Here is a 26,936-nt window from a genome sequence, read left to right as displayed (position 1 = left end):
AATCTTCCCGCGGAGGGGCTCTGGATTGCTTCGCTACGCTCGCAATGACGGAGGGGAGAGGCGCGTTTCTCTAGTACTATCGTGCGGAAGCGGCCGCGGCGCCGACGGTCATCGCCGCTCCTTGTCCTTCGGAGTGGCCGCTGGCTCGCGCGGCGCAGCCGGGCGCTGCGCGGCGGGGAGGCGCGGCTGGAATCCGCCGGGGCGCTGCACGCTTGGCGGTTGAGCTGCGGGCGGCTGGCGGGGCTGCATCCCCGTGCGCGGCGGTTGTGGCATCACGCCCGGCTGCGGCGTGATTCCGCCGGGCTGAATTTGCCCGCCGCGTTGCGGCTGGGTTTGCGGCGCGCCGTTCGGCAGGGGGCTTTGTCCGGGGCGCGCTGGACGCCCCGCGCCTTGCTGCTGGGCCGGTGCCCTCTCGCCGCGCTCCTGTTGGCCTCGCGGCTGTTGCCCCTGACCCGCGCGCTGGCCAACCGGCTGCGCCGCGCCACCTTGGCCCTGCCGCTGTGGCGGCTGCGAGCCTTGCCGGCCCGGCGTGCCCGGCTGCTGCTGACCCGGACGGATGTTCTGGCCGGGCTGACCGTTCGGCCGCTGCGGTTGCTGTCCTGGTGCCGCATTCGGCCGCAATTGTTGCTGCTGCGGCGGCTGGGCCGGCCGCGGAATGCGGCTGAGCGCGGTCGGATTGGCGCGGCGGAAGTCGCGCTGCTCGATGACGATCTGGCGGCCCGTGGTTTGTGCCAGATGCACCTGGCTGACGAAGCCGCGGTCGCGCGCGATCTGCTGCGCGGGAATCGTGATCGGCACCGCGGCGAAGCGCATCATTCCGGCGGTGGCTGCGCCGGGCCGGATCGCAAAGCCGCTCGATGCCTGCGTCAGCGCGCCGAGCCGCGTGCCGCTGGTGCGATCGTCGACGTCGATGTGCCCGACGCGGCCGTCGGCGTCGGGATAGAGCTTGATGTTGACGTTGCGCGCGCTGTTCGCTGCCGCGCCTTCAGGCACGTCGATGACGCCGGTGGTGCCGCGGATGCCGAGCGTCGCCGTCGGTGTCGTGATCTTCATGTTGCCGGTCTTCGCCACCGCTGCCGCGACGAAGGCGACCGTGCCCTTGCCGACGTCGAAGATCCCCGAGTTCTGCTTGCCGCCATCCTCGTAAACGTAATTGTCGATGGTGATCCTGGCGCTGGCCGAGAGGTTGAACGTGGTCGCGTCGTTGAAGGTGATGCCGAGCGAGGAGTTCGAGGAGGTCTGCACGACGTCATTGAGATAGATGTCGTCGCGGACGCGCAGCGGATAGGAATTCTTGTCGCGGATCACGGTCGCGATCCCCGTCACGGTCGCGACGTTGCCGATCGGCTCGACGGCGGTGGGCTGCGCGTCGGGCGTGGGGGAAGCCGATGGAGTCGGGGAGGAATCCGGTATCGGCTGTGCTTGTGGCGGCGCCTGCGCGAGCTCGATGGCATCGGATGCGGACGCCACGCTGCTGCCCGCCAGCGGCAAGGCCAGAGCGAACGCGAGGACGAAGCGGCGCCAAGCCACCAATGCAGTCACGAGAAGATCCCGGTGAGAACGCGAGGCGAGAGCTGCGGATTTCAGCCGGGATGAGCTGAATGGCAGATGAATAGGCGGCGCATGGACAGGCCAACGCTTGCACTCAACTCTCTTCCCTCATGGTGAAGGGTAAAGTGAAGTTGTCGCGCGAGATCCCGGGTCGATGCCTTGCATCGCCCGGGATGACGATTGTCGGAGACAACGCCTCCAGCGTCAGCTCACGCGCTTCCAGGTCTGGCCGCCGCAGAACATGCCGCCGAAGGCGCAGCCCTGCACGCGCATCGCATTCGGGCCCTTCATGGCGATCGTGGAGTCGTAATTGCGGCCGGAGTCGGGATCGTGGATGCGGCCGCTCCACTTCGACCCCTCGGGCTTCATGTTGATCAGGATGCGTGCGTTGGTCTTCTCGGCATAGCCGCAGAGATTGGCGCCGCATTGTTCGACGCGGACATTGCCCTTGTTCTGTTCGGTGGCCCAGACGCCGATCGGCGAGTTCGGTGCGGCTACGGGTGCAGCAGCGACCGGGGCCGGGGCGGGCGCGGGAGCAACCGCGACCGGCGCGGGCGCAGGAGCAGGAGCCGCAGTCGGTGCGGGCTGCGTCGTGTTGTCGAAGCTGGCGGACGGTGCGGCGGTTGCGGTCGTCACGGCCGCGGCGGGAGCTGCCGGTGCGGTCGCCTGAACCGGCGCCTGCTGCACGGGCTGCTGCTGCACCGGCGCCGGCGCGGGCTGGGTGGTCGTGGCCGGGGCGGGCGTGGTGTCGACGTCATCGTCCTTGGAGCCGCCGAGACCCTTGAGGTTGATGTTGTTCAGCTTGATCGGCTTGTCCGACAGGCCCGGGGCGACGATGGTCACGCAGTTGAGCGAGGCGCAGTTGCGCGGCGTCTCGATGCGGATGTGCTGGCCCTCGATCTGGAACGAGATCGAATTGCCGCCGGCATGCGCGGCGGCGGTCGAAGCGAGGAAGAGCGCGGTGGCGGCGATGGTGAGCTTGTTCATGACAACCTCCGAAAATGGCGTGGTCCCGATATGGACCGAAGTCGCTGGTGGATGAAGCGTGGTTCGACCCTACGTCCAGCCGCTCAGCCTCTCTGTGATAGACGTCACAAGGGGAGCCGGCGCCTGGGTGAGGCAGCGCACATTCAGCCGCGGTTGATTCTGCCTAACCTTGCCGCGACACGACAGGAGGCGCCGATGACCCGGCTTGTGACTTCGCTCGGCAGCTTGATCGCATTGATGGCGGTCGTGCCCGTGGCCGAGGCCGGTTCCTATTCCTTCTCGATCGGCGGCCACCGCTTCCACGTCGAGTCGCCCAGGAGTTGCCGATCCGCGTCCTGCGTTTCGATTTCCTCCCATCGCAACCTTCGGCCAAGGGAGGATGTCGACACGAGGCCCGTACCGTCGCCGGCGCCCGCGCCGGTCGCCCAAGTGCCGCAGCCGGCCTCAGTTGCTCCTGCCCGGCCATCACAGCCGGCCGTTGTCGCGGCACCGCCGGTAGTTCCAGCGCCCGTCCTTGCTGCGACGATTTCGCAGCCGGTTGTGCCGCCGCCTGCGCCGCCACGGATTGAGCCGCCGCGCGTCGATCCGCCGAAGATCGTTACGCTCGAGCCGCCGCGCATGGAGCCGCCGGTCGTTGCGCCGAGGCTCGAGATCAAGCAGGCGGCACCGGTCGCACAGCGCAGCGAGGATGCGCCGGCCTATTCGCCGCTCGGCGAATGGGAAAGCCTGGGTGCCAAGGGCATCGTTCGGATCGAACGCTGTGGACCCGCACTGTGCGGTTTCGCGCTCACGGAGGCGTCGAACAGGGGCGAGAGCGTGCTCGTCAACATGAAGCCGAAGACGCATGATGTCTGGACCGGCAGCATCTACAGTCGTTCCAGCGGCAGCACCTATTACGGAAGAATGACGCTGAAGAGCTCCGGCACGCTTCATGTCGAGGCCTGCGCGATCGGCCGCTTCTGGTGCTCCGGCAACGACTGGACGCGGGTCGAGGAGCCGCGCGAGCAACTGATCACGACGTCGCGGCAGTGGGGCGCACGGTCGTAGGAGTCTAGATCATACCGAGCACGATGGCGCCGACGAAGGCCATGGCGAGGTACGCGGTGACTACGCTCAGTCTCCCGGCGAAGGTCATGAGGTCCCTCCCTCCATGCACGCTGCTTGGCGCGCGACCTCATGGTTAACAGAAAGTGTCCTTCCGAAAAAGTCAGCCTTGTTGTCGCTGCGTCCTGCCGCGGTTTCGGCGCGCGCCAGCCGGCATGGTTAAAGAATCATGAAATCAACGTGTTGAAGAGTCTTTAAGTAAATTCACCGAACGTGCGTGCATGACGCGCGGAGTTCGTTTGTATCTCGTCGGCTCCATCGTCCTTGTTTCGCTAGCGGGTTGCGGACGCGGCTTCTTCCAGGCCGAACGCGAACCGTGGCGAGCCGAGGCGGAAGCCGCATGCCTGAAATCGGGCGCGGTGAAAGAGGGACCGGATCTCGTCCGGATCGATCCGATCTCCGGCCCTGGTCAGTGTGGCGCCGAGTTTCCGCTCAAGGTCGCCGCTCTCGGCGAATCCTCCACCAGCTATGGCTTTGCCGACGAGGAGCTGCGCCCGCCGGGCAACATCGGCGGCCAGCCGCGCTGGCCGGTGACGCAGCCGCGGTCGAATTACCCGCAGAGCCAGACTTATCAGTCGTCCTCCTATCCGCAGCGGCCGAACTATCCCGAAACCGCGGTGCGCCAACCTTCAGGCTATGGCACCTCAAACGGGCCGATGTCGCTGAACGCGCCCGGCGTCGCGCCGGAGGAAGACGAGATCGACCTGCCGCCCGACGGCACCGATGCCGCGGGCGCGGCGCGCTACATGAATGCCCCGAGCTATCCGGCCCGGCCGGCGCCTTACTCGCAGGCGCCGGCGCAGCAGCCGCTGCCACGCCTCGGCCCAGCGCAGGGCAATGGCGTCACGGCCGTCGGTCCGGTCGCGATCAAGCCGACCGCGACGCTCGCCTGTCCGATCGTGTCCGAGCTCGATCGCTGGCTTGCCGATACCGTGCAGCCGTCGGCGATGCGTTGGTTCGGCGTCCGCGTCGCCGAGATCAAGCAGATCTCCGCCTATTCCTGCCGCGGCATGAACGGTAACTCGCGCGCCCACATCTCCGAGCATGCCTTCGGCAATGCGCTCGACATCTCGGCCTTCGTGCTTGCCGATGGCCGCCGTGTCACCGTGAAGGACGGCTGGCGCGGCATGCCGGAAGAACAGGGATTCTTGCGCGACGTGCAGGCGGGCGCCTGCGCCCATTTCACGACCGTTCTCGCGCCGGGCTCCAACGTCTATCACTACGATCACATCCACGTCGATCTGATGCGCCGCGCCAGCCGCCGCCTGATCTGCCAGCCCGCCGCCGTTTCAGGCGAAGAGGTTGCCGGGCGTGCGAATTCGCGCAATCCCTATGCCAATGCGCGCGATCCGTCCGTGACAGGCTCGCTCGGTGCGCGCAAGAGCGCGACGCACAAGCGCGAGGAAGACGACTACGCCGACGATTAGGCGCGTGCGCCAGATCAGGCGCGGCAGTCCACCCGCTGCGGTCGGTCTGTTCAGGCGGCGCCGTGTCTTTGGCAAAGCACAGCTGACGCGCAAAAATTTGCGCAGTCGCGGATTTCCCCCAAATCATTGAATTGCAATCGGTATTGACGCCAGGGCGGACTTCCCTGGCGGTTGGCACAGTCGCTGCAATGAGGGTGCTGCAACGAAACGGCGCGGCCGGCGCTGTGAGCCAACGGAACCCGTCATGCAGATGCCTGTCAGCCCGCCTTACTCCGATCTCGAGCAGCGCGTGCTGTCGCGCATCACGGAGCAGCGCTGGCTCGACCTTGCATCCGAACTGATCCGCACCGGTCAGCCGCGTTCCGGCAATCCGCTCGATCCCGACCTCCCGCCCGCCGAGGAGGAGGCGATCTCGATGTTGGTCGCGGGCAAGCTTGAAGCCCTCGGCATGGAAGTCACCAAGCATAGTGCGCAGCCGCACCGGCCCAACGTGCTCGGTGTGCTGAAGGGGCGGGAGGGTGCGCCCTCGCTGATCCTCAACGATCATCTCGACACCTATCCGGTGGTCGAGCCCGAGAAATGGCACATGACGGATTTCGATCCGTTCAAGGCGACGCGCCATGGCGATTTGCTCTATGCCCGCGGCACCTCCGACACCCGCGGCAATCTCGCCGCATCGCTGCTCGCGGTACAGGCCCTGGTCGAAGAGGGCGTGAAGTTCGAAGGCACTTTGATGTGCTGCTACACCGTCGACGAGGAGCGCAACGGCACCGAGGGCTCGATCTACATGCTCAACAAGGTCGGCCTTACCGCCGACTATGAGATCACGGCCGAGCCGACCGCCTGGGGTGATGTCGGTAAAGACTGGGGCATCAACCTCTCGGTGGCCAATTCCGGCCACTGCCTGATCGAGGTGACGGTCCAGGGCATCAAGTCGCACATCTGGCGGCCTGACATCAGCGTCAACGCCATCAGCGAAGCGGCAAAGCTGCTGCCGAAACTCGAGGAGATGACGTTCACGCACGTGCCGAGCAAGTTCATGGGGCATACGCCGCCCTGCTGCTCGGTGGTGCGTATCCGTGGCGGCTTGCCCGGCGAGATGCAGTTCTCACCGGATGCCTGCACCATCACACTCGCCGTGGTCGGCATCGTGCCGGGCATGACGCTCGCCAGCGTGATGTCCGACATCGAGCGTCTCGGGCAGGCGACTTTTGCCGGCGCCAACGACGTCAAGGTCGGAGTGCGCCAGGTGCCCGGCTCGCTGTTCGTCAACGCGACCGAGCCCGTGCCGGTCGAGGAAGAGCCATGCCGCTCGCTTCGCGCGGTCTATCGACGCCTGATGGGCCGCGAGCCCGGCGTCAATCGCAAGAACGCCTTCAACGATACCATCCGCTTCCGCGAGGCCGGCATCAACGCGGTGACATTCGGTCCAGGCGAGGACGGCTGGGCCGTTGACAACGAGAACATCTCGATCACCAAGTCGGTGATGGCGACGCGGATCTACGCGCTGACCATCATGCAGATCTTGGGAGTGCGCGCATGAGTGTCGAGGCAAGTCCCGTGGCCATTCCAATCTCGGCCGATCGCACGCGGCGGGGCAGTTGGCGGCTGCCAACAGTCTCGCGGTCGGTGCTGCTCTCGACGCTCACCGTCGCCATGCTGCTCGCCGCCTGGGCTATCGTTACGGGGGTGGGCTGGGCCAACGAGCTGTTCCTGCCGAAGCCGCAGGCGGTGTGGGCCGCGTTGGTCAAGACCATGACGAAGGGCTATCAAGGCGCGACGCTATTCCAGCATCTTGGGGCGAGCCTCTACCGCATCCTCACGGCTTTCGCACTGGCCTGCTTCATCGGTATCCCGCTCGGGGTCCTCATGGGGGTGTCGCGCAATGCACGCGCGCTGCTCAATCCGCTGATCGAGTTCTACCGGCCGCTGCCGCCCCTCGGGCTCTATACGCTTCTGGTGATGTGGCTCGGCATCGGCGAGAGCTCGAAGCTATCGCTGCTGTTCCTCGCCGGCTTGCCGGGCATCGTGATCTCGACGATCCAAGCCGTCACCAGCGTCGACCCCGTTTATATACGTGCCGCGCAATCCCTCGGCGCAACCCGGCGCCATCTGCTGTTCCACGTCTATCTACCTGCGGCGGGACCCTTGATCCTTGCCGGCATGCGCATCTCGCTCGGCTTCACTTACACCGTTCTCGTTGCCGCCGAGATCGTCGCGGCATCCGCCGGCATCGGCTGGATGATCTGGGACGCTGCAAAATTCCTGCTGTCCGACGTCGTGATCATGGGCCTGATCGTGCTTGGCCTGACCGGCGTCGTGCTCGACTTGATGATGCGCGGAATCGCGAAACTGTTGATGCCGTGGGCTCGAACCTAGTCCTGATCGAGGAGAGATCGACATGATGAAGAGACTTGTTGCCACGCTCGCACTTGCTACGTTGGCGCTCACGGCTACCGCTCGTGGCGAGGACAAGCCGGCCAAGGTGACCGTCGGTTACTTGAACCTCGTGAATGCGCAACTGGTCACCAAGCATCTCGGCCTGCTCGCCAAGGAGATGCCGGGCGTCGACATCAAATACGTCAAAGTCGGCGGTGGTGGCGACATGCTGCGCGCGATCGCGGGCAATGACGTCGACTTCGGCGGTCTCGGCAATCCGCCGACCGCAATCGGCGCTACCCGCGCGCTGCCGATCAAGGGCATCCTGGTGATCAATATGCTCGACTATGTCGAGTCCATGGTGGTGCGCAGCGACAAGAACATAACCTCGCTCAAGGACCTGAAGGGCAAGACGGTGGCTGCCCCCTTCGGCTCGACGACACATTACCTGCTGCTCCAGGCGCTGAAGGACGAAGGCGTCGAACCCGCCTCGATGAAGATCATCGACCTTGCGCCTTCCGACATCGCTGCCGCCTGGCTCCGCGGGGACATCGACGCTGCATGGTTCTGGGAGCCGAATTTGGACAAGGCCGTGAAGAACGGCGGCAAGATCCTCGTCACCTCGGGCGACATGGCCAGGCGCGGTTACCCGACCTGGGACATCGGCGTCGTCATGAACGCGTTCGCGGAGAAATATCCGTCCTATGTTGAGAAGTTCATCAAGGCCGAATGCGAGGGGATCGATTTCTGGCTGAAGAACCCGGAGAAGACGGCCGAAATCATTGCAGAGGAGCTGTCGCTGCCGCTCGCCGACGCGACGCGGATGATGAAGGGCACCGGCATGGTCCCATGCAACCAGCAGCTCACGGAGGAGTATCTCGGCACAAGCGCGAAAAAGGGCAAATTCGTCGACACGCTGGTTGCGACCGCCGACTTTCTGGTGAGGCAGGAGCGCCTGCCGAAATTGCTGCCGCGCGCCGAGTTCGAGGCCTTCATCCAGCCGGCCTATATCGAGAAGGTGATCGGCCGCTGAGGGCCTGTGCCGGCGGACTCGTCGCGCCGGCACTTCCGACAACCATGCGCAACGTTCTTGGCGCCGGCCGGTCGGGAGCGCCTGCTCGCCGACCTCGCCTGCGCGTTCACCGCTGCGGCTGCCGTTCCTGACGCCGCGTTGCAATCCGGCCGGATACCTCCTAGCCTTCGAGCGGTCACTCGAAGGGAGCCTGATCGTGGGGCGCGGTCATGCGCATGAGGTCGCCGATCCAGGTGAGCCGTGCGCGGAGGTTCAGCGGGCTGGGACCGGACGTTACGTGCTGAAGGCGTTGGACAAGCCTGATCTGGACCTGGTGATGCGGACCGGCAAGTTGGCGACTTACCAGAACCGCGAATATCTGCTGCGGGAAGGCGAGCCCGCCAATGGCATCCACGTCATTCTGAGCGGCATCGTCGAAAGCACCCATGCCGGTACGCAGGGGCGCGAGTTGATGCTGGCGACCTGGGAGACCGGTGACTTCGTGGGCGCCCCCTACATTCTCGGCGATCACCGGCATAGCTGGTCGGCGCGCGCGCTCGGACGGGTCGAGGCGCTGCATCTCGACCAGGATGCGATCCGCCGGCTGATCGCGCAGTCGCCATCGTTCGCAGTTGCGCTGATCGAGTGTCTCGGCTTCAAGGGCGAGACCTATTCGATGCTGGCCCAGACGCTGGCAGGGCAGAAGGCCGCGGAACGGCTGGTGCTGCTGCTGGTGAAACTGTCCGAGAATGCCGCGCAGGACGAGAGCGGCCCCATTTCGCTCGGCCGCATCACGCAGGCCAATCTCGCGCGCATGATCGGCGCGACGCGCCAGTCGATCAGCCTGATCCTCAACCGTCTCCAGGACGACGGCATCATCTCGACCGGTCCGACCAAGATGGTCGTCAACGATCTCGCGGCTTTGAGGAAGCAAGTGACCGAGTAGCGCGCGCTGCGGTGATCAGGACGAGCCTCGCTTCGACGGTCCGGGGCCCAGTCCCATGCAGCGCTGCACCTCGCCCGGCACGTTGTAGGTGCGCATGATGTGGCGGCTGTCACGCAAGCCGGTCGCCTCACGCTGCACCACGAACATCCAGAGTGCCTGGCCGGCTTCCATCACCAGCTTGCGCCTGGCCGGCTGCATTGAGGCTCCAGTTGCCGCGGTGGCGTGGGCGGCGTCGAACTCCCGCAAACGCGCCAGCGCCTGTTCGAGCGCGCGGCCCATCCGTCCAAGCGCCGAGGCCTGTTCCTGGACGATCTCATAATGGAGGATATCGACCGGCGGGCGAAGATCACGAGACATCAGCGCAATATAGTGCGGCCGGACCGGCCCGCGCAACGCGCTGACCGCTTGCCGTCACTTCGCCTTATACGCCGCCAGGAACATTCGCGTCGCGCTGTCGACCACTTCGGTCATGCGCTCTTCCGACGGTGCGGGGGCGGCCTGGAAGACGAAAGGCAGAAAGAGTGAAGCCTTGCACAGTTCCATGAACTGCGACGCCGCAAGGCCGCAATCGTCGATCTCGAGATCGCCGCAGGCGACACGCGTTTTGAGATAGTCGGAGAGGCGATTGATGCTCTTGTCCAGCACGCGCGCATAATAGCGGCGACCGACATCGGGCATGCGCTCGGCGATCGCCATCACGGTGCGGATCGCCGATCCGCCGCCGGGCCGGCAGAGCAGGTGGATGTAGGCCCGGCCGAACTCCTTCAGCGTGGTCTCGGCATCGCGCGCGGGATCGAAACTGAATACGACCTGGCCGTGCTGGAGCGCCTCCTCTTCGATGATGGCTTCGAACAGCGCGCCCTTGTCGGCGAAGTAGACGTAGAGCGTGCCCTTGGAGACCTGCGCCGCGCGCGCGATCTCGCCCATGCTGGCGCCGTCAAAGCCGAGATCCATGAACACCTTGCGGGCTCCGTCGAGGATCTGGCGGCGCTTGGAGCTGTCCTCCTCTTGGACGACGTGCAGATGTTCGCTGCCGGCTACAACCATTGGTTCAGGGTCTCGGAAGGTTTTCGAGTCGAATCTGCGGCCATGAAACCCGAATAAAGGGTCCTCGTCAGTAGGGTTCAGCCGGGAACAATAAGTATATTGACCGAACCGTTCGGTCAATGGTATTACATTAGCGAGTGGGGAACAGGCCGCACGCCTGCCGTCTCCTTGATCGCCTTTTTGGGGAGGCCTTGATGGCCGTATCGAGAGACCAGGCTGCGCGCGTCCTTCGCCCGGAAGCGGTGGAGGAGCACGCGGGCGGTGATGCTGTGAGCGAGGGCTCTGCACCTCTGCGCGCGCATGCGGGCGAGGAAGCCAAACGCCGCACCGGTGAGGCGCCGGAGAAGCCCGTGACCGACAAGCCGGCTGCACCCGCGCCAGACGCACAAGCCGCCGTCGCTGCCAAATCCGGCAAGCGCAAGTTCGTCCTGATGGGCGTCGGCCTGATGCTCGCGCTCGCCGCCGCGAGCTATGCCGGCTACTACACCCTGGTCGGCCGCTTCTACGTCTCCACCGATGACGCCTATGTCCGCGCCAACAACACTATGCTGGGCGCGCGCGTTTCGGGACACATTTCCTCGATCCTTGCCGGCGACAACACGCCGGTGAAGGCCGGCGACATCGTCCTGCGCATCGACGACGGTGATTACAAGATCGCGGTCGATGCCGCCGCGACCAAGATCGCGACCCAGCAGGCCACCATCGATCGCATCGGCCGCCAGGTCGCCGCGCTCGACAGCCAGGTCGCGCAGGCCAAGGCACAGCTCGTCTCGGCCGAGGCGGGCCTCAAGCGGGCCGATCTCGATTACGACCGCCAGCAGGCGCTGAGCACCAAGGGCTTTGCCTCGCGCGCCGTGTTCGAGAGCTCGGAAGCCGGACGCGACCAAGGCGCCGCCGCGGTCAAGGCCGCGCAGGCCGCCTACGACGTCGCCGTCAGCAATGTCGACGTCGCCAAGGCGCAGCAGGCCGAGGCGCAGGCCCAGCTCGCCGAGCTCAAGACCACGCTCGCCAAGGCCGAGCGTGACCTCGCCTTCACCGCGGTGCGTGCTCCGGTTGGCGGCACGTTCTCCAATCGCCTGGTCAATACCGGCGATTTCGTCGCGGTCGGCCAGCGGCTCGGCAACGTCGTGCCGCTCGACGACGTCTATATCGACGCCAATTTCAAGGAAACCCAGCTCAAGCGTATCCGTCCCGGCCAGCCGGTAACGATCAAAGTCGATGCCTACGGCATGCGCAAGTTCTCCGGCGTGGTCGATAGCATCGCCGCCGGCGCCGGTTCGGTGTTCACGCTGCTGCCGCCCGACAACGCCACCGGCAACTTCACCAAGATCGTGCAGCGCGTGCCGGTCCGCATCCGCGTGCCGAAGTCGGTGGCGAAGCAGAACCTGCTCCGCGCCGGCATGTCGGTCTATGCGACTGTCGACACCAACAAGGGCGCCGCCGACGCCGACAGCGAGGTTGACCTCGACGATTCCACCGCGATCCACCCGCAGTAGGATCTCGTGACATGAGCCGCGCCGCTGCCTCGAATGCAGGTGCGCTCCCTCTCCCGCTTGCGGGAGAGGGCTGGGGAGAGGGTGTCTCCGCAACGGGAGAATCCCTAGACGGAGAGAGCCCTCACCCGGCGCTTTGCGCCGACCTCTCCCGCAAGCGGGAGAGGTGTAGCCAACTCACAGCTTGCTTGTGTCAGGCCTGACATCATGGCCAACGCCACCACCGCTTCACCTGCCATGACGGCGGATCCCGCTTCGGAGCGCATCGCGCCGAAGCGGCTGTTCGCGTTCATCATCATGGTGTTCGGGATGTTCATGTCGATCCTGGACATCCAAATCGTCTCGGCCTCCTTGAGCGAAATCCAGGCCGGGCTCTCGGCGAGCTCCAGCGAGGTCGCCTGGGTCCAGACCGCCTATCTGATCGCCGAGGTCATCGCCATTCCGCTGTCGGGATTCCTGTCGCGCGCCTTCGGCACGCGGCTGCTGTTCGCGATCTCGGCAGCCGGCTTCACCGCCTCGAGCCTGCTCTGCGGCTTTGCCACCACCATCGAGGAGATGATCCTCTGGCGCGCGCTGCAGGGATTCCTCGGCGCCGGCATGATCCCGACGGTGTTCGCCTCGGCCTATACCGTCTTCCCGCGATCGAAATTTCACATCGTCGGCCCCATCATCGGGCTTGTCGCGACGCTCGCTCCCACGATCGGTCCGACGGTCGGCGGCTACATCACCGACCTGATGTCGTGGAACTGGCTGTTCTTCATCAACGTCGTCCCCGGCATCGGCATCACAATCGGCGTGCTGGCGCTGGTCGATTTCGACGAACCGCATTTCGAGCTGCTCGACCGCTTCGATTGGTGGGGCCTCTTATTCATGGCTGGCTTCCTCGGCACGCTGGAATATGTGCTGGAGGAAGGGCCGCTGCACGAGTGGATGCAGGATACTTCCGTGGCGATCTGCGCGTGGATCTGCGCCATCTCGGCGATCGCCTTCTTCTGGCGCGTCTTCACGGCGGCCGAGCCCATCGTCAACTTACGCACCTTCTCCAACCGTAACTTCGCGATCGGCTGCCTTCTGCAATTCTGCATCGGCATCGGCCTCTACGGCCTGACCTACATCTATCCGCGCTATCTCGCCGAAGTGCGCGGCTACAGCGCGCTGATGATCGGCGAGACCATGTTCGTCTCCGGCATCACCATGTTCCTGGTCGCGCCGCTGGTCGGCCGCCTCATGGTGAAGCTTGACATGCGCTACATGATTGCGTTCGGCCTCGTCGTGTTCGCGATCGGCTCCTACCAGATGACGTGGATCACGCGCGACTATGATTTCTACGAGCTGCTCGTGCCGCAGATACTGCGCGGCATCGGCATGATGTTCGCGATGGTGCCGACCAACAACATCGCACTCGGCACGCTGGCGCCCGACAGGGTGAAGAACGCCTCGGGCCTGTTCAACCTGATGCGCAATCTCGGCGGCGCGGTCGGCCTTGCCGTCATCAACACCGTGCTCAACGACCGCACCGATTTGCACATCACCCGCCTGCAGGAGCGCGTGACCTGGGGCAACGCGAGCGCGACCGAAACCCTGACCATGTTCATGCAGAAGTTCCAGGGGCTCGGCGATTCCACGCTGATGGCGATGAAGCAGCTCTCCCAGCTCGTGCATCGCCAGGCCGTGGTGATGAGCTTCGGCGACGCCTTCTTCATCCTGACGCTGTTCTATCTAGGTCTCAGCCTGCTGGTGACGCTGCTGAACAAGCCGGCCTCCATGACCGGTGGCGGCGACGCGCACTAATTTGCAACACTCATCCGTGATCTTGCGCGGGCCCCGTTGCAAAGCGCGAACGGCACATCTATAAAGCGCACCTCATTCAATCGAACCGGGAGGGATTTGCATGATTTCGTCGCAGTCGCAGATCGCACGCCCGCGCTCGATGATGGTCTGGCTCGGTACCTGCGCGACCTCCTAGAGGTCCTTTCCGCCAGCTTCGATCGGGCCAGGGTTTGGTCCAAGCGTCCCGATCGCCCCGCTTCCCAAGTCAAAGTCAGTTTTGAGTGACGCCATTCCGGCCATCGTGGCCGGCCTGCGTCCATCGATGGAGCCGGCCCGCGCGAGCGGCCGGATGATGTCATGACCGCTCTGTCCAAGAAACCCGCCGCAATTCGCGTGGTGCTGCCCTTCGTGTTCCGGCACTGGCTGAAGCAGCCCGGGCGCGGCCTCGTCGTGGCCGGCGGCCTGCTGGGTGCGACCATCGCCGACCTGTTCATGCCGGTTTTCTCAGGACATCTGGTCGATGCGCTGACGCGCGGCCCGTCCGATCCCGACGCGCGTCACGCGGCGCTGGTGGCATTCGGTGCCATCGTGGGGCTCGGCGCGGCCTCGATGGTGCTGCGGCTGATCGGCCTTCAAGCGATCGTGCCGTTCACGCTGAAGATCATGTCGGAGGTCGCGCAGGACGCATTCACGCGCGTGCAGCGCTTCTCGACGGATTGGCACGCGAACTCCTTTGCAGGCTCCACGGTGCGCAAGATCACCCGTGGCATGTGGGCGCTCGACCTGCTCAACGACACCATCCTGATGGCGCTGGCGCCCTCGCTGCTGGTGCTGGTCGGCTCGATGATCCTGATCGGCGTGCACTGGGCCTCGCTGGGCCTCGTGATAGCGATCGGGGCGATCTTCTACGTCGCCATCACGGTCGTGTTCTCGACCCGCTACATCGCGCCGGCCGCGCGAATCTCCAATGCCTGGGACACCAAGGTCGGAGGCACGCTGGCGGACGCGCTGACCTGCAATGCCGTGGTGAAGTCGTTCGGCGCGGAAGGGCGCGAGGATGCGCGGCTTGCCCGCGTCATCAGCCGCTGGCGCGTGCGCGTGCGGCGGACCTGGTATCGCTACAATTACACGGCGATGTCGCAACTGTCCTTGCTGTTGTGCCTGCGCGCCTCCGTGATCGGGGGCTCGGTGCTGCTGTGGATGTCAGGTCACGCCTCGCCCGGCGACGTCACCTATGTGCTGACGAGCTATTACGTCATCCACGCCTATTTGCGCGACGTCGGCATGCACATCAACAACCTCCAGCGCTCGGTCAACGACATGGACGAGTTGGTGGCGATCCATGACGAGCCGATCGGGATTGCCGATGCGTTCGACGCGCGGGCGATCGCGATCGAGGGCGGCGAGATCGTGTTCGATGATGTCACGTTCCACTATGGCGGCCATCGCGCCCCGCTCTATGACGGGCTGTCGGTGACGATCCGGGCCGGCGAACGTGTGGGCCTCGTCGGACGCTCCGGCTCCGGCAAGACCACCTTCGTCAAGCTGGTGCAGCGGCTTTACGACGTCAACGGCGGCCGCGTGCTGATCGACGGGCAGGACATCGCGCAGACCACGCAGCAATCGCTGCGCGGCCAGATCGCGATCGTGCAGCAGGATCCGATCCTGTTTCACCGCTCGCTCGCCGAGAACATCGCCTATGGCCGGCCCGGCGCCAGCCTGGAGGCGATCGAGCAGGCGGCGCGGCTTGCCAACGCGCACGACTTCATCCTGCGTCTGCCGAAGGGCTACGGCACGCTGGTCGGCGAGCGCGGCGTGAAACTGTCGGGCGGCGAGCGGCAGCGCGTGGCGCTGGCGCGCGCGTTCCTGGCGGACGCGCCGGTGCTGATCCTGGACGAGGCGACCTCGAGCCTCGATTCGGAATCGGAGGCGCTGATCCAGCAGGCGATGGAGCGGTTGATGAAGGGCCGCACCTCGATCGTGATCGCGCACCGGCTGTCGACGGTGAGGAGCCTCGATCGGATCCTGGTGTTCGACCGCGGCGAGATCGTCGAGCAGGGCACCCACGCCGTGCTCGCAGGCAAGCGAGACGGCATCTATCGCGGCCTGTTCGAGCGCCAGGTGGTGGAGCTCGGACATATCGCAGCAGCGGAATGAGGCGCGCGGGACGGCGGGGCGAACGTTCCGCCGCCAAGCGCCCAAGGGGGAAGACATGAAAGACCTGACGAACGGCTCCATCGTGAGACACATCCTGGCCATGGCACCTCCGATCATGGCCAGCATGGTCACGATCATGATCTGCCAGCTGGTCGACCTCTACTTCGTGTCGGGCCTGGGCGATGCCGCCGTCGCGGGTGTTGCCGCGGCGGGCAACGCCGGCTTTCTCGTCAACGGGCTGATGCAGGTGCTCGGCGTCGGCACGGTGGCGCTGATCGCGCATGCCGTGGGACGCAAGGATCGGTCAGATGCCAGCTTGGTCTTCAACCAGGCGATCGTGCTGTCGGTGCTGTTCGGATTGTTGACCCTGGTCATGGGCGCAGCAATGTCGCGCCTTTACATGATCTCGGTTGCGGCGGACCAAGCCACGATCGATGCGGGGACGACTTATCTGCTGTGGTTCATGCCGGCGCTAGCGCTGGAATTCGCCATGCAAGTGCTGGCATCCGCGCTGCGTGCGACCGGCATCGTCGCCGCCGCGATGTTCGTGCGGGTGCTCGCGGTCGTGATCAACATCGTGCTGGCGCCGGTGCTAATCTCGGGCTGGGGCACCGGTTACGCGCTCGGCGTTGCCGGCGCGGGGTTGGCGAGCTCGATCGCGGTGGCTATCGGCTTGCTGATGCTGCTGGCGTATTTCCGCAAGGTCGAGCGCTATGTCGCCTTCAATCCGGCGCAGTGGCGTCCGCAGGCGCACCATCTGAAGCGAATCCTCGATGTCGGCCTGCCGGCCGGCGGCGAGTTCCTGATGATGTTCATCTTCATGGCGGTGGTCTATTACGTGCTGCGCGATTTCGGCGCGGCGGCGCAGGCGGGCTTCGGCATCGGGCAGCGCGTGCTCGGCCTGATCAACATGCCCGCGCTTGCGGTCGGGCTGGCGGCCGGGCCGATCGCCGGCCAGAACGTCGGCGCAGCCAACGCTGCGCGCGTGCGGGAAACGTTCGTCAAGGCCGCTTTGATCGTCACGATCGTGATGGCCGGCTTCATGATTCTCGTGCAGGTGAAGCCGGAGCTGCTGCTCGGCGGATTCTCGAACGACCGCGAGACCATGGAGATCGCCTATCTGTTCCTGCGGATCATCTCGCTCAACATGGTCGCGCAGGGGCTGATCTTCACCTGCTCGAGCATGTTCCAGGCCCTCGGCAACACCAGGCCGGCGCTTTTGAGCTCGGCGACGCGCCTGTTCACCTATTCCCTGCCGGCGATCTGGCTTTCGACGCGGCCGGGCTTTCGCATCGAGTACGTCTGGTACCTCTCGGTTGCGGCGACAATGTTGCAGGCGGGCCTGAGCCTGTGGCTGCTGCGCCGCGAATTCAGGAAGCGCCTGACATTGGCGCCGAAGGAGACGGCCCCGGAGCAGGAGAGCTCCGAACCCATTGCGCCACTCGCCCGCGAGCCTGCGTAACGACAGCTTGTTCCATCCTGACTGCTCCGGCTAACTTGCCGGGCGGTGTGGATGATGGGCTGCAGAAGGGCCAATGACGGGAGTGACGAACGAACAGCAGGGGGCGTCATGGCTCTCGGCGATCTGGGTGGCGCGCAACCGCACGCCGGCCCGCTTCGTCGCGCTGATCGCGCTGCTGCTGCCGTGGACAACGACCGGACTGATCTTCGCGCTCATCCCCTGGCTGATCGCGTTCGCGTTCCTCGATCTTCGCGAGTTTCCGCGTTCGCTGCTTCGCCCGATCTGCCTGCTGCCGATCGCGCTGGTCGCGCTTGCCGCCCTCGGCACGTTCTGGTCGGATGCGCCATGGCCGGAGCGAATCCATGCGATCGGGCCTGCAGCGAAGCTGCTGGTGATCCCGCTCTTGATCTATCAATTCGAGCGATGGCCCTACGGCCATTGGGTGTTTTCCGCGTTCCTGGTGTCCTGCACGGCCTTGATGCTCTATTCCTTCGCCGTCGCCGTCGACCCGGCGCTCTCGCTGAAGCTCTATCTGTCGCGCGGACCTTACAAGGTCGAAAGCGGGATCGCGGTGCGCAACTATATCAACCAGAGCCAGGAATTCGCGCTCTGTGCGCTCGCGCTGGTCTACCCGATCGTATTGCTGCTGCGACAACGCCGCGTCGGGATAGCGGTGCTGTTCGCGGCACTCGCGATCGGATTCCTCGCCAACATGATCTTCGTCGTGGTTTCGCGCACGGCGCTGGTGACCCTGCCGATCCTGATTCTGATGTTCGCAGTCCTGCATCTGCGCCGACGTATGGCGCTGCTCGTCACGAGCGCGATGGCGCTATCGGCTCTGCTGCTCTGGAACGTCTCGCCGCATCTGCGCGCGACGGTGGCCAAGTTCAGCGGTGACTATGACGTCAGTATCGTCGGCAACGACGTCAGCGGCATGGGCTCCCGGCTGGAGTTCTGGCGCAAATCGGTCACGTTCGCGGCAGCTGCGCCGTTGCTCGGCCACGGCACCGGCGCGACCCGCGGCCTGTTCGAGCGCGCCGCCGCCGGCGAGAGCGGGATTCGATCGGAGATCGTCGGTGATCCCCACAACCAGACTCTCAATGTTGCCGTGCAGTGGGGCGCGCTCGGCGTTGCGGTCCTCTACGCGCTCTGGTTCGCGCATCTGTCGCTGTTTCGCGGCGAGGGTTTGGCCTCCTGGATCGGCCTTCTGGTCGTCGCGCAGAACATGCTGTCCTCGCTGTTCAACTCGCATTTGTTCGATTTCGTCGAGGGCTGGATCTATGTGCTCGGCGTCGGTGTCGCCGGCGGCATGGCGCTCGCCAGGAGAGCGTAAGAGCTAGAGCGCGCCGAGACTGTTCCAGACGAGGGTCAGGCCCGACAGGAACAACAGGCCGAGCACGACATCGCCAAAATGCTTGTCGTTGAGGGCGTGATAGACGCGCGCGCCGGCCCAGGCGCCGATCAAGGTGCCTGGAAAGGCGACCAGCGCGAGCCAGACCACCTTGAGCTCGACGAGACCCGATGCGGTCTGCAGCACCAGCGCGGTGGCGAGCACCGTGAAATTGAAGAGCTGGAAGATGCCGCGCCGTTCGTGCTTGTTCCAGCCGCGGATGTTGGCCCACAGGATCGGCAGCGGTCCCGACAGTCCGGCGAGGCCGCCCAATATGCCGCCGGCAAAGCCGATCGCGCCGTCGGCGACGCGGCCGCCGAACTTGAAGGCAAGCGGCTTCTTGTTCAGATAGAGCGCGCTCGAGAAGATCAGAATCAAAACCCCGACGCTCAGCTTGAACACTTTGGGATCGGCCGAGGCGACCAGCGTGGTTCCTAGCGGCACGCCGATCAACCCGCCGATGAGAAACGGCCACACTAGCGAGAGATCAAAACTCTTCCACATCGAGGGCAGTGTCGAGGTCTGCGCGATCACGGAGCAGATCAGCACCAGCGGCACCGCGAGCGAGGGCGGCAGCACGTAAAGCCAGATGCCGAGCGCCATCAGCGCCGTGCCGAATCCGGCCAGCCCCGAGACGAAGCCCCCGGCCAGCGCGCCGAACAGCAGCAGGGCGTAGGTGAGTGTTTCCAACAGATCGTCCTCTTCGCCGGGGCGATCCCGAAGTGTTGATCGCCGTCGCCCGCATAACACGCTTGCTGCCGGGCAGGTCAATCCATGCGCCTGATGATGCCTATGCGTCGCAGGCCTATCCGCGGCGCCGGCCGTGCGCTCCGGCCATCGCCGTCATCGTCGATGATCTAGACGATCTGCCTGGTGTCGGCGGGCTCGCGCAGCGCGCCGACCAGGATACGCAGCGCTTCCGTCAGTTCCGATCTGTTCCGGGCCGCCCCCAGCGAGACGCGTGCGGCATGCGACGGTGCCCCATCGACTGTGAAGGCATCGCCGGCGACGACTGCAAGGCCATTGCGCAGGAGATGTGCTGAGACATCGGGCCGGCCCTCGGGCAGCCGCAGCCAGAGATGATGCGCGGCGGGCTTGGCCAGGAATTGGAAGCCCTTCAGCGCGCGTTGCGCGAGCTGTTGACGTCCGACCGCCTCGCTGCGGATGGCGGTGATGATGCGATCGGCAATGCCGCTTTCGATCCAATGCGTCACCAGCGCGACCATCAGGGGTGCCGGCATCTGCACGGTCGCCTGCAAGGACGTCCGCATCTCACGCTGCGCGTCGCTATCGGGCGTCACCAGATAGGCAACGCGCAGCGCCGGCGCGATGCACTTTGACAGCGTGGTCGCAAGATAAGTCCGCTCCGGAATGAGGCCCGCGATCGGCGATGCCGAGCGGTCGAGCAGGCCGTAGGCGTCGTCCTCGATCAAGATCGTGTCGGCATCGCGGATGATCCTTGCGACGGCGCTGCGCCGCTCGGGGGACAACGTGGCGGTGGTCGGATTGTGCAGCGTCGGAATGAGATAGATGGCCCTCGGCCGGTGCACGCGGCAGGCCTTTGCCAGCGCATCGGGCAGGATGCCGCCATCATCCATGGCGACGCCCACGAGCTTGATGCCGAGCCGCACGGCTGCGGCCTTGATGCCGGGAAATGTCAGCGCCTCCGTCAGCACGATATCACCAGGCCTCGCAAGGTGCGCGAGCAGGTTGAACAGGATCGTCTGCGCGCCAGGAAACACCACGAGCTTGTCGGCCTGCGCGTGCGGCACCCGTGAACGCATCCAGCGCGCGGCGACTTCGCGCTCATGTGCGCTGCCGCCGGGCGGCTGATAGTTGAGATAGGCCGTCAGGCCCGATTGCGCGCGGAGGGCTTCCATCCCGGCGATGATGCGCTCGTCGAGCTGCGCCTCCAGCGGATGCGGCGGCACGTTCATCGAAAGATCGATCGCGACCGGATGCGGCAGGTCGATCGCGCGGCGCGCGCTGGTCTCCGACACGAATGAGCCCTGTCCGACGCGCGCTTCCATGATGCCGCGGCGTCTCGCCTCGGTGTAGGCGCGCGTCACCGTGGTGAGGTCGATGCCAAGCGCCTTTGCCAGCGCGCGCTGCGTCGGCAGCTGCTGGCCGCGCACCAGCCTTCCAGCGGCGATGTCCGCCTCCATGGCCTCGACGATACGCTGGTAGCGGGGGCCCGAGAGCTCCGAGATTGTAGGGGTCCAATCCATGCAATTTTGGCCCGTATCGTTTGAATGTATGGATGCAAGATAATATTGTATGGATCGTTGGAAAGGAAGAGGTGTGGTCATGGCGGTCTCTCTGGCGACGGTCTCACTGGCAAAGGCGATGTGGCGCGGCTTCTGCGGCAAATGTCCGAATTGCGGGGAAGGGCACATGTTCGGCCGCTTCCTGAAAGTGACGGAGGCTTGCGACCATTGCGGCGAGGAGCTGTTTCACCAGCGCGCAGACGACTTTCCGGCTTATCTCGTCATGGTCGTGGTCGGCCATCTCGTGGTGCCGGCGATCCTCGCGGTCGAGACCGCCTATGCGCCGCCTGAGTGGCTGCAGCTCGCGATGTGGCTACCGGTGACGCTGTTCGCTTCGCTTGCGCTGCTGCAGCCGACCAAGGGCGCCATCGTCGGGCTGCAATGGCAGCTCGGCATGCACGGTTTCGACGCGAGCAAGCTGCGGCGCGAGGCCGATGAGCTTGCGCCGGTGCTGGTGAAGGCGGATACGCGCGCGGCCTGAGCGGCCGCAGCGTTTACATCGCGCAGCCCGCCGTTACACTCCATCGGATCAAGCAAGAACGATGGAAACGCCGATGGCCTCGCGCGCGAAGACTTTTCTGCTCTGTCATGGCGCCTGGTCCGCCGGGTGGGCCTGGAAGAAGATGCATCCGTTGATGGCTGAGGCCGGTCACCGCCTGGTGGCGCCGACCTATACCGGGCTCGGCGAACGTGCGCATCTCGCCAGCCCGGCGATCGACCTCGAGACGCATATCCAGGACATCCTCAACGTCATCGCCTTCGAAGATCTGAACGACATCGTGCTACTCGGCCACAGCTATGGCGGCATGGTCGCGACCGGCGTCGCCGATCGCGCCCGCGAGCGCGTGACGCAACTGATCTATCTGGACGCCTTCGTGCCGCGCGATGGCCAGTCGTTGTTCGATATCCACGAGGGTGGGCGCGAGCCGATGCGCAAAGCCGCAAGCTCCGGCGACGGCTATCGTGTTCCGCCGAACCCGCCGCCACCGGATACGCCGCAAGCTGATCTCGACTGGCTCAATGCGCGCCGGGTCGACATGCCGATCAGGTGCTTCGAGACGAAGCTGAGGCTCGCGCATGGCGAGCCGTCGATGCCGCGCAGCTACATTTATTGCACGCGCATTCCACCGGGCGATGTGTTCGGGCAGTTTGCGACCCGGGCGAACAGCGAGGAGGGTTGGCGCTATTTCGAGCTCGACGCCAGTCATGCACCGAATGTGACGGCGCCGGAGACGCTGATGCAGACTCTGCAAGAGATCGTCGCTTAGTTCGCAGCTCTCGCTGCGCTCACTCCGGCATGACACCGGTGAAAATGGTGAGGGGTCCGATGCGGTGAGCACCGAACCCCTCGTTGCAAGATATCAGCCGGCCTGTAAGCCAGGTTCTGTAGGGCACCGCCCGCTTGCGCGAACGATACGTGACGGCCATTCCTCTGGGACCATGTTTGCACATGGCCTCGAGCAACCTACCCGGACGGCGGGCCTGACATCGCCCCGCGGCGTTATCACTCAAAGCGAACAGCCCGCTGCGCCGTCCCTATTCGGTTTTGCTCCCGGTGGGGTTTGCCATGCCGGCTCCGTTGCCGCAGCCGCGGTGCGCTCTTACCGCACCTTTTCACCCTTACTTCCTCCGAGGAGGAAGCGGTTCGTTCTCTGTGGCACTTTCCCTGGGGTCACCCCCGCCGGACGTTATCCGGCACCGCATGTCAAGGGAGCCCGGACTTTCCTCCCCGGCGGCCTTTCGGCACCTGCCGGAGCGGCCGTCCGGCCGACTGACGCCATACGCATGGAGCATTTGTGACGGTTCCGTCAAGCCGAGATCGCCGTGCCCGCTGCGCCCGAAATAATTTATCCTGAAGATGTCGTTTGGAGCGTGCCCCGTTCGACTGAGTGTCGGCGATCCAGCCGTGCAACAGGAGTTAAGCGATGCAGTATTTGCTGATGATCTACCAGAACGAAGCCGAGTACGCCAACATGCGTCCGGCGGCCGGCCAGCAGATGACGGCGGAATATCAGACCTTCACCCAGTCCATCGTCCAGAGTGGCAACTTCAAGGCCGGCGATCGCTTGCAGCCGACCACGACCGCGACAACGGTGCGCGTGCGCGACGGCAAGACGCTGACGACCGACGGACCGTTCGCGGAAACGCGCGAGCAGCTCGGCGGCTATTATCTCATCGAGGCCAAGGATCTCAATGCCGCGATCGAGATCGCGGCGCGGATCCCCAGCGCGCGCATCGGCTCGATCGAGGTGCGTCCGATCTGGGTCTACGAGAAGTGACGGCCCGACCGCGCATCGACGCATGAATCCAGGCGGGATCGACACGATCTTTCGCGACGAGGCGGGGCGGGCGCTGGCCACGCTGATCCGCCTCGTCGGCGATTTCGATCTTGCCGAGGACGCGCTCCAGGACGCCTTTGCGGTTGCGCTCGAACGCTGGTCGGCGTCCGGTCTGCCCGACAATCCGCGCGCCTGGCTAGTCAATGTCGCCAAGCACAAGGCGATCGACCGTGTCAGGCGCCAGGCGATCTTCCGCGGCAAGCAGCAGGCGCTCGTGCACGAGCTCGAGCTGAACACGCAAACGGCAGCACCCTCGATACTCGACGACGACATGCTGCGGCTGGTTTTTACCTGTTGCCATCCGGCGTTCGCAGCCGAGGTCCAGGTCGCGCTGACGCTGCGCACGGTCTGCGGGATGTCGACCACGCAGGTCGCGCGCGCCTTTCTCCTCAGTGAGGAGGCAATGGCGCAGCGGCTCGTCCGCGCCAAGCAGAAGATCCGCCTCGCCGGTATCCCCTATGAGGTGCCCGAGCGCGACGCGCTGGCGCCGCGGCTCGATGGCGTGCTCGCTGTGATCTATCTCGTCTTCACCGAGGGCTACGTCGCGACCGCTGGCGCGGATCTGATGCGGCCCGATCTTGCGGCTGAGGCCATCCGGCTCGGCCGCTTGCTCGACCGGCTGATGCCGGATCGCGCCGGCATCAAGGGCCTGCTGGCCTTGATGCTGCTGCACGATGCCCGCCGCGCCGGGCGCGAGACGACGGCCGGCGATATCGTGCTGCTCGAAGAGCAGGACCGTTCGCTGTGGGATCGCGCGCAGATCGAGGAGGGCCTGCGTCTGGTCGACGATGCGCTGCGCGTCCCTGGCCGGCCGCAGCCTTATGCCGTGCAGGCCGCGATTGCCGCGCTGCACGCGCGTGCACTGAGCTTCGAGCAGACCGACTGGCCGCAGATCGCCGGGCTGTACGAGGTGTTGCTGCGCATCGGTCCCTCTCCGGTAATCGAGCTCAACCACGCTGCCGCCGTGTCGATGGTCGATGGGCCGGCGCGTGCGCTCGATCTCGTCGATGCGATCGGCGCCCGAGGCGGGCTCCGCGGCTACGAGTTGCTGCCCGCAGTGCGCGCGGATCTGTTGCGGCGAATGGGGCGCAAGGACGAAGCGCGCGAGGCGTATCAGGCAGCGACGGAGGCGACGCAGCTGGAGCCGCTGCGGCGGCTCTATGCGCGTCGGATGAAGGAGATGGAGTAGGCGCGCATCCTCCGTCATTGCGAGCGCAGCGAAGCAATCCAGACTGTCACCGCGGAGATGGTTTGCTTCGTCGCAAGGGCTCCTCGCAATGACGGCGGAGTACGCGGTTGGCGCCGTCACTTCGACGCGACGGTCGTCCCTTCCGTCGGCAGGCTCGCCAGCAGCGCCTGGAGCGTGGACAGCGTCGAATGGTCCGCGACACCATCCAGCCGTGCCGGGCGGAAATGGCGCTGGAAGGCCGTGACGACTTCCATGGTCGCAGCGTCGTATTTGCCGGTCAGCGGCACACCATAGCCGTATCTGGCGAGCGCCTGTTGAAAACCCCGCACCTCGTCACTGATGGTGCCGAGCATCAGAGTCTCGCCGCGCACGATCGGGGCGGGCGTCACCCAATGGCCGACGCCGGAATTGGCCAGTGAGTGCCACGGAAACTTTTCGCCGGGGTCCTTCTTGCGCGCGGGCGCGACGTCGGAATGGCCGAGCACCCGGTGGGTCGGCACCTTGCGGCGGAGCATGATACCGCGGCAGAGCGCGATCACGGCGGCGATCTGGCGCAGCGGAAACTCCGGATAGCCCCAGTCGTGGCCGCGATTGACGATCTCGATGCCGATCGAGCAGGAATTGACGTCGTCCTCGCCGGCCCAGGACGAGACGCCGGCGTGCCAGGCGCGCTTGGTCTCGGGCACGCATTGCACGATGCGGCCGTCCTCCAGCACAACGTAGTGCGCTGAGACTTCGGAACCGGCCGTGCACAGCCGAGCCAGTGCACCCTCGACATCGGGCATGCCGGTGTAGTGCAGCACGATCATGTCGGGCTGCCGGCCCTTGTTGCGCTCGCCATGGTTGGGCGAGGGGATGATGTCGGAGACGATCGAAGAGTCAGGCTCAAACGTCCGCATGTTCGCCGCGGCCTTGGGAACCGGGAGAACGCGTTGGCGCTTTGAATCAGATCCAGACGGTGTGGACGAACCGGACGGCGGCATGACAACTCAAGTTGAACGAGAATGGGCCAAGCCCTTCTCTTTTTACTATTCCTTTACCCTCCATTGCGCGCAATCGCGCGGTGCGGTTAACGGATGCATTTTGGCGCATGTGTGTGGATGAAGCATCACCGCCGCTGCACCTTTTCGACTTGTAAGCAGCCGATCAACGCTTTCTTAACGCTAAGGGCCGTTACTGAGGGATGAAGAGCCGACCCGTGCCCGGAGGCGGCCAAAGCGTATTTTGGCTCGAAATCCCATGGCTGCCCGACAAATTCCACTGGCAACACTGGGTTTGCAGCCCGGGACGACCGGGTTCGGTAACCATGCTGGACTGGGGCTTGGTCGTGGAACCGCCGCGACGCGGAATGATTCGAGGCGTTATGGGCTTGTTCGTCCCCGATCTCGCTTGGACGTCAGGCTGGACCTTCGGTCGGCGTGGCGCATGAGCCCGGCTCCGCACATCCCCGTTCTTGGCCGTGAGGCCATCGCGCACCTCGCCCCGCGCGAGGGCGGCATCTATGTCGACGCCACCTTCGGCGCCGGCGGCTACAGCCGTGCGATCCTGGAGGTGCCGGGAACCCGGCTCATCGCCATTGACCGCGACCGCACCGCGATCGCGGGCGGCGCCCAACTGGTCGAACGCTCGGCGGGCCGGCTGACGCTGGTCGAAGACCGCTTCTCCAACCTCGCCGAAATCTGCGCGGCACAGGGAATCGATGGCGTCGACGGCGTCGTGATGGACGTCGGCGTGTCCTCGATGCAGCTCGACCAGGCTGGTCGCGGCTTCTCTTTCCGCCTCGACGGCCCGCTCGACATGCGGATGGGGCAGGCTGGGCCGACTGCGGCCGACGTGGTGGCCCGCGCCTCGGAAGGCGATCTTGCCGACATCATCTATCTCCTCGGCGAGGAGCGGCAGTCGCGCCGCATTGCCCGCGCCATCGTGGCCGACCGGCAGGAGACCCCGTTCACGACCACACGCGCGCTCGCCGATCTCATCGGCAGGATCGTGCGTTCCAAGCCCGGCGACATCCATCCGGCGACGCGGACGTTTCAGGCGCTGCGCATCTTCGTCAACGAAGAACTCGATGAACTGCAGACCGCGCTCGTTGCGGCCGAGCGCGTGCTCAAGCCCGGTGGCCGCCTCGTCGTGGTCTCGTTCCATTCGCTGGAAGATCGCATCGTCAAGAATTTCCTCTCGGAGCGTTCGAAGACCGGCGGCGGCTCGCGGCATCTGCCGGAGGTGGCGCAAATTCCGCCGAGCTTCCAGCTGCTGACGCGGCGGCCTGTCATCGCCGGTGAAGACGAAGTCGCGCAAAATCCGCGCGCACGCTCCGCGAAGCTGCGCGCAGCCGAGCGCACCTCGGCCCCGGCGCATGACGATGGCGAGCCGTCGTCCTGGCCAAAACTCTCCGACGTGATGAGGGGCGGCTAGC

23 protein-coding genes and 1 other RNA gene are annotated in these 26,936 nt (G+C 65.4%); 16 read left to right on the top strand and 8 right to left on the bottom strand.

Features of this window, described 5'->3' with window-relative positions; all coding sequences use genetic code 11:
* Positions 1–108 precede the first annotated feature (108 nt).
* Both IVA79_RS18160 and IVA79_RS18155 read right to left on the bottom strand, forming a co-directional pair.
* Positions 109–1,533, bottom strand: a complete 1,425-nt coding sequence (locus IVA79_RS18160; RefSeq protein ID WP_247555084.1) for a FecR domain-containing protein — start codon at positions 1,531–1,533, stop codon at positions 109–111.
* Positions 1,534–1,755: 222 nt separating this feature from the next.
* Positions 1,756–2,538 carry a DUF2147 domain-containing protein gene (locus tag IVA79_RS18155; RefSeq protein WP_247555082.1) on the bottom strand — a complete coding sequence of 261 codons (783 nt, stop codon included), beginning with the start codon at positions 2,536–2,538 and terminating at the stop codon, positions 1,756–1,758.
* Between the two features lie 195 nt (positions 2,539–2,733).
* Between IVA79_RS18155 and IVA79_RS18150 the strand changes: the two genes are divergently transcribed.
* From IVA79_RS18150 to IVA79_RS18125, 6 genes are all read left to right on the top strand, one after another.
* Entirely contained in the window at positions 2,734–3,585 is an 852-nt protein-coding gene (locus IVA79_RS18150; RefSeq protein WP_247555080.1) for a DUF2147 domain-containing protein, read from the top strand.
* Between the two features lie 278 nt (positions 3,586–3,863).
* Positions 3,864–5,069, top strand: a complete 1,206-nt coding sequence (locus IVA79_RS18145; RefSeq protein WP_247555078.1) for an extensin family protein — start codon at positions 3,864–3,866, stop codon at positions 5,067–5,069.
* Between the two features lie 244 nt (positions 5,070–5,313).
* Entirely contained in the window at positions 5,314–6,612 is a 1,299-nt protein-coding gene (locus IVA79_RS18140) for a M20 family metallopeptidase (protein WP_247555052.1), read from the top strand.
* The gene (locus tag IVA79_RS18135) at positions 6,609–7,448 is read left to right on the top strand and encodes an ABC transporter permease subunit (protein WP_247555051.1); all 840 of its coding nucleotides are present in this window, start codon (positions 6,609–6,611) and stop codon (positions 7,446–7,448) included. Before IVA79_RS18140 ends, IVA79_RS18135 begins: the two co-directional genes overlap by 4 nt.
* Before the next feature lie 22 nt (positions 7,449–7,470).
* Complete coding sequence (locus tag IVA79_RS18130) at positions 7,471–8,481, top strand: aliphatic sulfonate ABC transporter substrate-binding protein (RefSeq protein WP_247555049.1); 1,011 nt, start codon at positions 7,471–7,473, stop codon at positions 8,479–8,481.
* Positions 8,482–8,677: 196 nt separating this feature from the next.
* A complete protein-coding gene (locus IVA79_RS18125; RefSeq protein ID WP_247555047.1) occupies positions 8,678–9,406 on the top strand; it encodes a Crp/Fnr family transcriptional regulator in 729 nt (242 codons plus the stop codon).
* Positions 9,407–9,421: 15 nt separating this feature from the next.
* On the opposite strand, the gene IVA79_RS18120 is transcribed toward IVA79_RS18125, so the two are convergent.
* Both IVA79_RS18120 and IVA79_RS18115 read right to left on the bottom strand, forming a co-directional pair.
* Positions 9,422–9,763, bottom strand: coding sequence for a DUF6665 family protein (locus IVA79_RS18120; protein WP_247555045.1), 342 nt, complete (start codon positions 9,761–9,763; stop codon positions 9,422–9,424).
* Positions 9,764–9,817: 54 nt separating this feature from the next.
* Positions 9,818–10,453 (bottom strand): TetR/AcrR family transcriptional regulator, encoded by a 636-nt coding sequence (locus IVA79_RS18115; protein ID WP_247555042.1) that lies wholly within the window; start codon positions 10,451–10,453, stop codon positions 9,818–9,820.
* A gap of 194 nt (positions 10,454–10,647) precedes the next feature.
* Between IVA79_RS18115 and IVA79_RS18110 the strand changes: the two genes are divergently transcribed.
* The 5 genes from IVA79_RS18110 (at position 10,648) to IVA79_RS18090 (ending at position 18,668) form a co-directional block, all read left to right on the top strand.
* Complete coding sequence (locus IVA79_RS18110) at positions 10,648–11,949, top strand: HlyD family secretion protein (RefSeq protein ID WP_247555040.1); 1,302 nt, start codon at positions 10,648–10,650, stop codon at positions 11,947–11,949.
* 204 nt (positions 11,950–12,153) lie between these two features.
* Positions 12,154–13,737: a DHA2 family efflux MFS transporter permease subunit gene (locus tag IVA79_RS18105; RefSeq protein WP_247555039.1), complete on the top strand. Its 1,584-nt coding sequence runs from the start codon at positions 12,154–12,156 to the stop codon at positions 13,735–13,737.
* A 336-nt stretch (positions 13,738–14,073) separates the two neighbouring features.
* Positions 14,074–15,873, top strand: a complete 1,800-nt coding sequence (locus IVA79_RS18100; protein ID WP_247555037.1) for an ABC transporter ATP-binding protein — start codon at positions 14,074–14,076, stop codon at positions 15,871–15,873.
* A 55-nt stretch (positions 15,874–15,928) separates the two neighbouring features.
* Entirely contained in the window at positions 15,929–17,335 is a 1,407-nt protein-coding gene (locus IVA79_RS18095; protein ID WP_247555035.1) for an MATE family efflux transporter, read from the top strand.
* Between the two features lie 73 nt (positions 17,336–17,408).
* A complete protein-coding gene (locus IVA79_RS18090; protein ID WP_247555034.1) occupies positions 17,409–18,668 on the top strand; it encodes an O-antigen ligase family protein in 1,260 nt (419 codons plus the stop codon).
* A gap of 3 nt (positions 18,669–18,671) precedes the next feature.
* Here IVA79_RS18090 and IVA79_RS18085 read toward each other — a convergent pair whose 3' ends face one another.
* Both IVA79_RS18085 and IVA79_RS18080 read right to left on the bottom strand, forming a co-directional pair.
* Positions 18,672–19,415, bottom strand: a complete 744-nt coding sequence (locus IVA79_RS18085; protein WP_247555032.1) for a sulfite exporter TauE/SafE family protein — start codon at positions 19,413–19,415, stop codon at positions 18,672–18,674.
* Positions 19,416–19,582: 167 nt separating this feature from the next.
* Entirely contained in the window at positions 19,583–20,953 is a 1,371-nt protein-coding gene (locus tag IVA79_RS18080; RefSeq protein ID WP_247555030.1) for a PLP-dependent aminotransferase family protein, read from the bottom strand.
* A 79-nt stretch (positions 20,954–21,032) separates the two neighbouring features.
* On the opposite strand from IVA79_RS18080, the gene IVA79_RS18075 reads away from it, so the two are divergent.
* Both IVA79_RS18075 and IVA79_RS18070 read left to right on the top strand, forming a co-directional pair.
* Positions 21,033–21,473 carry a DUF983 domain-containing protein gene (locus tag IVA79_RS18075; RefSeq protein ID WP_247555028.1) on the top strand — a complete coding sequence of 147 codons (441 nt, stop codon included), beginning with the start codon at positions 21,033–21,035 and terminating at the stop codon, positions 21,471–21,473.
* Between the two features lie 73 nt (positions 21,474–21,546).
* Positions 21,547–22,260, top strand: coding sequence for an alpha/beta hydrolase (locus IVA79_RS18070; RefSeq protein ID WP_247555026.1), 714 nt, complete (start codon positions 21,547–21,549; stop codon positions 22,258–22,260).
* Between the two features lie 89 nt (positions 22,261–22,349).
* Here IVA79_RS18070 and rnpB read toward each other — a convergent pair.
* Positions 22,350–22,767, bottom strand: an RNA gene (gene rnpB, locus IVA79_RS18065) — RNase P RNA component class A.
* A 150-nt stretch (positions 22,768–22,917) separates the two neighbouring features.
* Here rnpB and IVA79_RS18060 point away from each other — a divergent pair.
* Entirely contained in the window at positions 22,918–23,271 is a 354-nt protein-coding gene (locus tag IVA79_RS18060) for a YciI family protein (RefSeq protein WP_247555022.1), read from the top strand.
* A gap of 22 nt (positions 23,272–23,293) precedes the next feature.
* Positions 23,294–24,520 (top strand): RNA polymerase sigma factor, encoded by a 1,227-nt coding sequence (locus IVA79_RS18055; RefSeq protein WP_247555020.1) that lies wholly within the window; start codon positions 23,294–23,296, stop codon positions 24,518–24,520.
* A gap of 116 nt (positions 24,521–24,636) precedes the next feature.
* Here the strand turns inward: IVA79_RS18055 and IVA79_RS18050 are convergent, their stop codons facing one another.
* A complete protein-coding gene (locus IVA79_RS18050) occupies positions 24,637–25,419 on the bottom strand; it encodes an N-acetylmuramoyl-L-alanine amidase (protein ID WP_247555019.1) in 783 nt (260 codons plus the stop codon).
* 526 nt (positions 25,420–25,945) lie between these two features.
* Here IVA79_RS18050 and rsmH point away from each other — a divergent pair.
* Positions 25,946–26,935, top strand: coding sequence for a 16S rRNA (cytosine(1402)-N(4))-methyltransferase RsmH (gene rsmH / locus IVA79_RS18045; RefSeq protein ID WP_247555018.1), 990 nt, complete (start codon positions 25,946–25,948; stop codon positions 26,933–26,935).
* The last annotated feature ends 1 nt before the right edge of the window (position 26,936 follow it).

The sequence above is a fragment of the Bradyrhizobium sp. 138 genome, from assembly GCF_023074075.1.
GTDB lineage: Bacteria > Pseudomonadota > Alphaproteobacteria > Rhizobiales > Xanthobacteraceae > Bradyrhizobium.
This window is presented reverse-complemented; position numbering and strand designations above follow the sequence as displayed.